The sequence below is a fragment of the Roseicyclus sp. genome (genome assembly GCF_052168335.1).
Lineage (GTDB): Bacteria > Pseudomonadota > Alphaproteobacteria > Rhodobacterales > Rhodobacteraceae > Roseibacterium.
The window spans coordinates 1-7,998 of sequence record NZ_JBQLZP010000358.1 but is presented as its reverse complement, the minus strand read 5'-3'; the positions used below and the strand labels follow the sequence as shown (position 1 = coordinate 7,998).

Here is a 7,998-nt window from a genome sequence, read left to right as displayed (position 1 = left end):
ACCCTCTCCGCGCCGCCGAAGCCGCCGTCCATCGCCCGCGCCGTCCGCTCCAGCGCGCCGTCCCCCGAGACCCGCGCGAGCCCGATGAGAAAGCGGCGCAGGTAGCCGACCGGCGGCACCTCGAGCTCGAGGAGGTCCAGCGCATGTGCCAGGTCCTCGCGCAGCGCGAGCGGGTCGAGCACGACCTCCGACATGTCGATCTTGCGCGGGCCCTGCGGGCGCAGGACCTCGGGCATGTGGCGCAGGATCTCCGCCTGGAAGGCGGCGAGCGAGGCCACGGGCTTGGGCAGGAAGCCGTTGGCGCCGGCCGCGACCACCGCGCGCGCTGCCTCCTCCGGCTCGTCGCCCGAGGTGCCGAGCAGGATCGGCACGCGCTGCCGCGCCGCCGCCATCCGCTGGATCAGGTCGAGCCCCGACCCGTCCGGCAGCCCCAGATCGACGATCGCCGCCGAGGGGCTGTACACGTTGAGGTGACGCTGCGCCGAGGCCACGCAATCGGCCCTGCGGATCCGCGCGCCCGAGCGCAGGCACATCTGGCGCAGCGCCTCGGAACTGTAGTGGCTGTCTTCCACCACCAGCACCGTCAGCCCGAGCAGCGGCCGCGCCGAGGTCGGCCGCGGCTGAAACTCCATCCCGTTCGTATCGTTGCCCATGCGAGCACCCCTGACCCTTGTTCGATTCCCTCATTCCGGATTGAACAGGCGCAGGGTTGACCAAAGATTAAGGCGCGGCCCTTCGTCCCTTGGCAACCGCCGACCGCGACGCCATACCTCTGCCCCAGACATGCGCAGGGAGTGACCCATGATCGGACGCCTGAACCACGTCGCCATCGCCGTGCCCGACCTCGAGGCGGCGGCCGCGCAGTACCGCGAGACGCTCGGCGCGAAGGTCGGCGCGCCGCAGGACGAGCCCGACCACGGCGTGACGGTCATCTTCATCGAGCTGCCGAACACCAAGGTCGAGCTGCTCTACCCCCTCGGCGAGAACTCCCCGATCAGGGGCTTCCTCGAGAAGAACCCCTCCGGCGGCATCCACCACATCTGCTACGAGGTGGACGACATCCTCGACGCCCGCGACCGGCTGCGCGCTTCGGGCGCCCGCGTCCTGGGCGACGGCGAGCCGAAGATCGGCGCGCATGGCAAGCCCGTGCTCTTCCTGCACCCCAAGGACTTCACCGGCACGCTCGTCGAGCTGGAGCAGGTCTGATGGGCGTCGTCACCGGCATCGTCCTCTACGCGATCATCTGGTTCATGACGCTGCTCGTCGTCCTCCAGACCGGCGTGGTCAGCCAGGACGAGGCGGGCACCCGCGTGCGCGGCACGCACGGCTCGGCGCCCGAGAACCCGCGCCTCGCGCGGCGCTTCCTCATCACCTCGGGGATCGCGCTGGTGATCTGGGGGGTGATCGCGGGGATCATCCTCTCCGGCGCGATCACGATCGAGGATATCGACCTCTTCACCCGCTTCGGGCTGGGCGCGCCGCCGCCGGAGGCGAACTGACGCCCGACAGGCGGTGATGGATGTGGGTGAAGGTCGCGACGCCCAGGATCGGCACCAGCAGGTTCACCACCGGGATGGTCAGCGGCACCGCCATCAGGACGCCGGCCGCGAAGAGCGTCGGGCGGTGCCTCCGCCGGAACGCCGCGGCGCCCGCGGCGTCCGACCGCCTCAGCGCGACGAGCTGCCCGTATTCCCGGCCCAGAAGCACGCCGTTCACGATCCAGAACAGGAACGGCGCGAGCGGCGGGACCAGCAGGTAGGCCACCAGCGCCACGAGGTTCACGGCGATCAGCACGCCGAGGAACTTCAGCGCGTCGAGGAGGCCCTCGAGCACGCCGATGGACCGCGCGGGCGGCAGGTTCGGATAGTGTTTCCGCTCGACCGCCGCCGCGATGGTCTCGAGGAAGAGGCCGATGAAGGCCGAGGCCACGGGCACCATCAGGAAGACCGAGAGCACCAGCATCAGCGGCACGCCCGCCCAGGTCAGCGCGTTGTCGACCCAGGTGATCTCGATGTTCCACGGCAGCGTGAAGCTCTCGGGCACCACCCAGCCGATGATCGTGACGAAGAGGAAGAAGAACCCGATCAGCAGCGCGACCGTCAGGCCGAGCCCCGCCGCCAGCACGCCGAGAAAGCGCCCGTCGGTCAACTGCCCCAGGGCCTTCAGGAAATCCGAGAGGATCATTCCGCCATCCAGGTGACGATGGCGTCCATGTCGGGGCGCGGGCGTTCCGGCGGGGGATTGCCCTCGGTGCCGATGTGGACGAAGCCCGCCACGCTCTCCCCCGGTCCGAGGCCGAGGCCGCGCGCGCCGAACTCCGCGTGACGCGCCCGCCAGCCGGTCAGCCAGCCCGCACCCCAGCCCGCGGCGAGCGCCGCGTTGACGAGGCTGAGGCAGACGGCGGCGGCGGACATCTCCTGCTCCCAGTCGGGGATCTTGGGCGACGGCTTCGGCGACAGGATCACCGCGACGACGAGATGCGCGTTGGCCAGGCCGCCTGCGTCCTTGGCCAGGGCGTCGGCATCGCGCCCCTCGGCCCGGCCGATCTCCTCCGTGAGCGCTGCGAGGCGCAGGCAGGCCGCGCGCTCCAGCACCACGAAGCGCCAGGGCTCGAGCTTGCCGTGATCGGGCACGCGGGCCGCCGCCTGGAGGAGCGGCGCCAGCGCCGCGCGGTCGGGCACCGGAAGGCCCAGCGTCTTCGGCGGACGCGAGCGACGGGTGAGGAGGAAGTCCAGAACCTCGGGGCGGGGCGCCAGCGGCGCCGCGGTCGGGGGTGTGTCGGTCATGTGGTCTCGGTCCGGAACTCGGCGGCTTTCACCCCCGATGTCGTCCGCCCGCAGCCGAAGATCAAGCCCCGCGGCTCAGGCGACGCCCTGAAGCGCCACCGCCCCCGCGCCCACCGCGCTGCCGGCGGCGATGAGCACCATCGAGAGTCGCGTCCGCGATTCGACCAGATAGGCGACGAGAAGCGGGATCATGAAGCCGACGGCATAGGAGAAGACGCCGAACATGGCGAGCACCACCCATTCCGCCAGCCCGCCCGGCAGTCCGCCGAGCAGCGCCAGCGCGAACCACAGCGACACCAGCGCCGTCACGATGCCGAGGGAATGGAACAGCCAGGCGGGCAGGCGCTCGAGAAACCGGTCGAAGGAATTGAACATGCCTGCGGCCCGGTCCTCGTCGCCGTCGGCCTCGACGGAGATGCGGGACGGTGCGGACCCCGACGGGGTCACGTCGTTCGACTGCGCCCAAGGCGCCTTGCGTTCAACACCAAGCATAGGTTCAACCCCCCAAGGATCGAGCGTTGCAGGCACCACATATATCCGAGTCGGTTGTGGCCCCGGTATGGCGGGAAACCGGACCGAAACGTGTTGGTTGCGCAAATGTCACGCTGGACAGGGGGGCAGCGGCGAATGTCTGCCGATGCCGCCGGGGGCATGGCGGGATGCCGCGCGGGGGCGCAAGGGCCCCCGACACGGTCAGCCCGCCGTCTTCGTCTTCACGGTGCCCGCCTTCTTCGCGCCCGCCTTCTTGGCGGTTGCCTTCTTCGCGGCACCCTTCCTGGCGCCGCCGCCCTTCGCCTGCTTCTCGGCGACGAGTTCGACCGCGCGCTCGAGCGTGACGTCCTCGGGGGCGAGGTCCTTGGGCAGGGTCGCGTTCACCTTGCCCCACTTCACGTAAGGCCCGTAGCGCCCGCTCATCACCTGCACCGGCCCGCCTTCGCCCGGATGCTCGCCGAGCTCCCTCAGCGGTGCCGCGGCCGCGCCGCGCCCCGCGCGGCCCGCCGCCTTCTGCGCGATCAGTTCGACCGCGCGGTTCATGCCGATGGTGAAGACCTCCTCCACCTCGGGCAGGTTCGCGTAGATGCTGCCATGCTTCACGTAGGGGCCGTAGCGCCCGATGCCGGCCTCGACCGGCGCGCCGTCCTCGGGGTGCTCGCCGATCCGGCGCGGCAGGCGCAGGAGCCTGAGCGCCCGCTCGAGGTCCATCTCCTCCACCGCCCAGCCCTTGGGCAGCGAGGCGCGCGGCGGCTTCGGCACCTCGTCGGTCGCGTCGCCGAGCTGGACATAGGGCCCGAAGCGCCCGGTCTTCAGCCACACGGGCTGCGAGCTGTCGGGATCGACGCCGAGCATCTTGCCGTCCGGCCCCAGCCCGTCCGCCGCGCCGTCGCCCTCCACGCCCGGCGGGCCGAAGGGCCGGGTATAGCGGCATTCGGGGTAGTTCGAGCAGCCGATGAAGGCCCCGCCCGAGCGCGCCGTCCGCATCGACAGCCGCCCGGCCCCGCAATTGGGGCAGAGGCGCGGGTCGCCCCCGTCCTCGCGCGGCGGGAAGAGATGCGGCTCGAGCACCTCGTTGATCTTCTCCAGCACGTCCGTGATGCGCAGCTCCGCCGTCTCCTCGACCGCCGCCGAGAAGTCGCGCCAGAACCGGTCGAGCACGTCCTTGTAGTGCTTCGCGCCCGCCGAGACGTCGTCGAGCTCGTCCTCGAGCTTGGCGGTGTAGTCGTATTCGAGGTAGCGGCGGAAGTAGTTGACGAGGAAGGCGGTCACGAGCCGCCCCTTGTCCTCGGCGACAAGGCGGCCCTTGTCCTTCGCCACGTAGCCGCGCGCCTGGATCGTGTCGATGATCGAGGCATAGGTCGAGGGCCGCCCGATGCCGAGCTCCTCCATCCGCTTGACCAGCGTGGCCTCGGTATAGCGCGGCGGCGGCTGGGTGAAGTGCTGCTGGCCGAGGACCGCGCCGGTGTCCGACAGGATGCCCGCGTCCTTGTCGCTCTCGGTCAGCCGCGCGTGCTCGGCCGTCAGCGCGCCCGCGTCGAGCGTCAGCGCGTCGCCCTGCGACACCTGCGGCAGGCGGCGGCCCTCCTCGTCGTCGCCGGTATCGTCGCGCCCCTCCTCGTAGACCTTGAGGAACCCGTCGAAGAGGATGACCTGGCCCGTGGCGCGCAGCTCCACCTCGCCGTCGCGGCTGGCGACGGTCACGGTCGTCCTCTCCATCCGCGCGGCCTCCATCTGGCTCGCGATGGTGCGCTTCCAGATCAGGTCGTAGAGCTTGCGCTGGTCGTCCTCCGACAGCCGCAGCTCGCCCGGCGCCTTGGACATGTCCGTGGGCCGGATGCACTCGTGCGCCTCCTGCGCGTTCTTGGCCTTGTTCTTGTACATGCGGGGCGAGGACGGCACGTAGTCCTTGCCGTAGCGCGCGGCGATGGCGTCGCGGGCGGCGTGGACCGCCTCGGGCGCCATGTCGATGCCGTCGGTCCGCATGTAGGTGATGTGCCCGGCCTCGTAGAGGCGCTGGGCCGCGCTCATCGTCTGCTTGGCGCCCATGCCGAACTTGCGGCTCGCCTCCTGCTGGAGGGTCGAGGTCATGAAGGGCGGCGCGGGGTTGCGGGTGGCGGGCTTGGCCTCCACCCCCGTGACGGCCAGCGCGCGCGAGGACACCGCCTTGACGGCGAGCCCCGCCTCGGCGGCGGTCCCGAGGTCGTGGCGGTCGAGCCGCCGGCCGCCCATCGCCACCAGCCGCGCCTCGAAGCTCTGACCGCGCGGCGTCTCGAGCATCGCGCGCACCGACCAGTATTCGCGGGGGCGGAACGCCTCGATCTCCATCTCGCGGTCGACGATGATCCGGAGCGCGACCGACTGCACGCGCCCCGCCGATTTCGCGCCCGGCAGCTTGCGCCACAGGACCGGCGACAGCGTGAAGCCCACGAGATAGTCGAGCGCGCGGCGCGCGAGGTAGGCCTCCACCAGCTCCATGTCGACCTCGCGCGGCTCGGCCATGGCCTTGGTGACGGCGTCCCTGGTGATCGCGTTGAAGGTCACGCGCCGCACCTTCGCGTCCTTCTTCAGCGCCTTGCGGTTCCCGAGCGCCTCCTTGAGGTGCCAGCTGATCGCCTCCCCCTCGCGGTCGGGGTCGGTGGCGAGGATCAGCTCGGGGTCGTCCTTCAGCGCGTCGGCGATGGCCTTGACGTGCTTGCGGCTGTCGGCGGCGACCTCCCAGAGCATCTCGAACCCGTGCTCGGGATCGACCGAGCCGTCCTTCGAGGGCAGGTCGCGGACATGCCCGTAGGACGCGAGAACCGTGTAGGTGTCGCCCAGGTACTTGTTGATCGTCTTGGCCTTGGCCGGGGATTCGACGACGACGACGGGCATGGGACGAACACCTTCGGGGCGGGGGTCTGCTGTGGCGGCGGAACATGTGGGGCCTGCGGGGGGGATGTCAATGCGTCCTTTCCGGGGAGCGTCCGGCGCGGCACGGCCGGGCCGCGCGCGTCTCCGGAGGCGCCGGGCGGCACCGGGCGCGGGTGTGGCCTGTGGGAATTATATCTATGAAACCAATGCAATGAGCGATCCCGGGCGCGCATCCTCCCGGCCGTGGGACGGGAGCGGCGCGGCCCGCATGCGCGCGGGTCCGGGCCGGGACGATGGCATGTGCCGCGACGGCGACAGGCGACGCGACAGTGGCAAAAGGGGGCGCCCCCGCGTTCGGCCGGGGCGGGAGCAGGGCCCGAGGCGCGCCGCCGCCGACGCGCCTCAGGCCAGCGCCACCGTGCCGCCCGGCCCCCGCGCGATGCGGCCCGCCATCTCCAGCACCGCGAGCGCCTGCGCCACCTCGCGCGAGGGGCGGCCGACCTCGCGGATGAGTTGGTCCTCGTCGAGCGGCGTGGCGCCGAGCCGCGCGAGGATGAGACCCTCGAGCCCCCCCGCCGGCAGCGGGCGGACGGGGGCCTGCGCCGGAGCCGCGACGGGGACCGGCCGCACCGCCGCTTCCACGCGGGGCGCCCCGAGCGCCTCGAGCACGTCCTCGGCCCCGCGCACCAGCGTCGCACCGTCCCGCAAGAGGATGTTGCCCCCCGAGGCGCGGCTGTCGAGCGGGTGGCCCGGCACCGCCATCACCTCCCGCCCCTGGTCGAGCGCGGCCTTCGCGGTGATCAGCGAGCCCGACCGCGCCGCCGCCTCCACCACGATCACGGCCTGCGACAGGCCCGAGACGATGCGGTTCCGCCGCGGGAAGTGCCGCCCCGTCGGCTGGAGGCCGAAGGGCATCTCGCTCAGCCGGAGGCCCGATTGCGCGATGCGCGCCGCAAGCTCGGTGTTCTCGGGCGGATAGACCACGTCGACCCCGCCCGCGTGGACCGCGACGGTCCCGCTCTCGAGGGCCGCGTCATGGGCGATGGCGTCGATTCCGCGCGCCAGCCCCGAGACCACCACGTAACCCGCCGCGCCGAGGTCGCGCGCGAGCCGCCGGGCCATGCGCGCCCCGAGCGCCGAGGCGTTCCGCGTGCCGACGAGCGCGATGGCGGGCCGCTGCAGAAGCTCCGCCCGCCCGATCGCCCAGAGGACCGGCGGCGCATCCGCGACGCCCGCGAGAGACTTCGGATAGGACGGATCGCCGAGGCAGAGCATCCGCGCCCGCGCCCGCGTCGCGGCGCGCAGCTCGGCGGCGGCGACGGCCTCGGGGCAGGGGGCGTAATCCTCGATCCCGGCGGCGCGCGCGATCTCGGGCAGGGCGGCCAGCGCCGCCTCGGCCCGGCCGTGCTCGGCCATCAGGCGCAGGTAGGTCGCGGGCCCGACCCGGCGCGAGCGGATCAGGCGCAGCCGCATCAGCCGCTCCCGCTCGTCCTCGGCGGGGGGCGGCGTGAAGTCGAGCGGCGGATCCTCGAATCCGGTGTCGGGCCATGCGGACATGGGCGCGAGGCTAGGCGCGAATTGGTTAACGGGACGTTACCGCCGACGCGCCCCGGATCGCCCCGGGCATCCCCGCGAGGGCGCCGGGCAGCTTCATCGACCGGATCGCCGCGCAGGACCGGACCGGGGCGCTTCCGGCCGGGGCGGCGGCGCCAGCGGACCGGTCAACGGGGCCCCGGGCGAAGCGCTCCGCCAGCGCCCCGGATCGCCCGCAGGATCGCGCGCATCCAGGCGAAGGTGCCGAGCGCCGTCAGCGGCAGGACCACCGCGAAGGACCAGCCCGCAGGCGCCTCGGGCAGGAGCGGCAGGG

8 protein-coding genes are annotated in these 7,998 nt (G+C 72.4%); 2 read left to right on the top strand and 6 right to left on the bottom strand.

Going from position 1 to position 7,998, the window contains the following annotated elements:
• Positions 1-653, bottom strand: a 653-nt coding sequence (locus tag ACTS11_RS11050; protein WP_442640367.1) for a response regulator, incomplete at its 3' end; no start/stop codon positions are given.
• Positions 654-801: 148 nt separating this feature from the next.
• Between ACTS11_RS11050 and mce the strand changes: the two genes are divergently transcribed.
• The gene (gene mce / locus ACTS11_RS11045) at positions 802-1,206 is read left to right on the top strand and encodes a methylmalonyl-CoA epimerase (RefSeq protein ID WP_442640366.1); all 405 of its coding nucleotides are present in this window, start codon (positions 802-804) and stop codon (positions 1,204-1,206) included.
• Positions 1,206-1,499, top strand: coding sequence for a DUF1467 family protein (locus ACTS11_RS11040; protein WP_442640365.1), 294 nt, complete (start codon positions 1,206-1,208; stop codon positions 1,497-1,499). Before mce ends, ACTS11_RS11040 begins: the two co-directional genes overlap by 1 nt.
• On the opposite strand, the gene ACTS11_RS11035 is transcribed toward ACTS11_RS11040, so the two are convergent.
• From ACTS11_RS11035 to dprA, 5 genes are all read right to left on the bottom strand, one after another.
• Complete coding sequence (locus ACTS11_RS11035) at positions 1,456-2,184, bottom strand: EI24 domain-containing protein (RefSeq protein WP_442640364.1); 729 nt, start codon at positions 2,182-2,184, stop codon at positions 1,456-1,458. The genes ACTS11_RS11040 and ACTS11_RS11035 overlap by 44 nt on opposite strands.
• Entirely contained in the window at positions 2,181-2,786 is a 606-nt protein-coding gene (locus tag ACTS11_RS11030; RefSeq protein WP_442640363.1) for a nitroreductase family protein, read from the bottom strand. The genes ACTS11_RS11035 and ACTS11_RS11030 overlap by 4 nt, the downstream gene beginning before the upstream one ends.
• Before the next feature lie 75 nt (positions 2,787-2,861).
• A complete protein-coding gene (locus ACTS11_RS11025; RefSeq protein ID WP_442640362.1) occupies positions 2,862-3,233 on the bottom strand; it encodes a hypothetical protein in 372 nt (123 codons plus the stop codon).
• Positions 3,234-3,479: 246 nt separating this feature from the next.
• Positions 3,480-6,152: a type I DNA topoisomerase gene (gene topA, locus ACTS11_RS11020; protein ID WP_442640361.1), complete on the bottom strand. Its 2,673-nt coding sequence runs from the start codon at positions 6,150-6,152 to the stop codon at positions 3,480-3,482.
• Between the two features lie 381 nt (positions 6,153-6,533).
• A complete protein-coding gene (dprA, locus tag ACTS11_RS11015) occupies positions 6,534-7,688 on the bottom strand; it encodes a DNA-processing protein DprA (RefSeq protein WP_442640360.1) in 1,155 nt (384 codons plus the stop codon).
• Between the last annotated feature and the right edge of the window lie 310 nt (positions 7,689-7,998).